Annotated in this window: 3 tRNA genes; all 3 read left to right on the top strand. The window is 49.6% G+C overall.

The window, feature by feature from the left end:
• Nucleotides 1-27 precede the first annotated feature (27 nt).
• A tRNA-Gly gene (locus tag EJ063_RS20775) sits at nt 28-103 on the top strand.
• A gap of 41 nt (nt 104-144) precedes the next feature.
• A tRNA-Met gene (locus EJ063_RS20770) sits at nt 145-221 on the top strand.
• Between the two features lie 19 nt (nt 222-240).
• Nucleotides 241-316 (top strand) — tRNA-Gly (locus EJ063_RS20765).
• The last annotated feature ends 45 nt before the right edge of the window (nt 317-361 follow it).

Here is a 361-nt window from a genome sequence, read left to right as displayed (position 1 = left end):
CGCAACCAATTTCTCTTATGAGAAAATGCGACACTAGCTCAGTTGGTAGAGCGCAACCTTGCCAAGGTTGAGGTCACGAGTTCGAACCTCGTGTGTCGCTCCAAATTTTAAGGCTTTCATCATGCCTCAAATGATGAATACGGACGCGGGATGGAGCAGCTTGGTAGCTCGTCGGGCTCATAACCCGAAGGTCGTCGGTTCAAATCCGGCTCCCGCAACCAATTTCTCTTATGAGAAAATGCGACACTAGCTCAGTTGGTAGAGCGCAACCTTGCCAAGGTTGAGGTCACGAGTTCGAACCTCGTGTGTCGCTCCAAATTTTAAGGCTTTCATCATGCCTCAAATGATGAATACGGACGCG

Origin of the sequence: Vibrio aquaticus (genome assembly GCF_003970385.1) — a bacterium.
Lineage (GTDB): Bacteria > Pseudomonadota > Gammaproteobacteria > Enterobacterales > Vibrionaceae > Vibrio > Vibrio aquaticus.
This window is presented reverse-complemented; position numbering and strand designations above follow the sequence as displayed.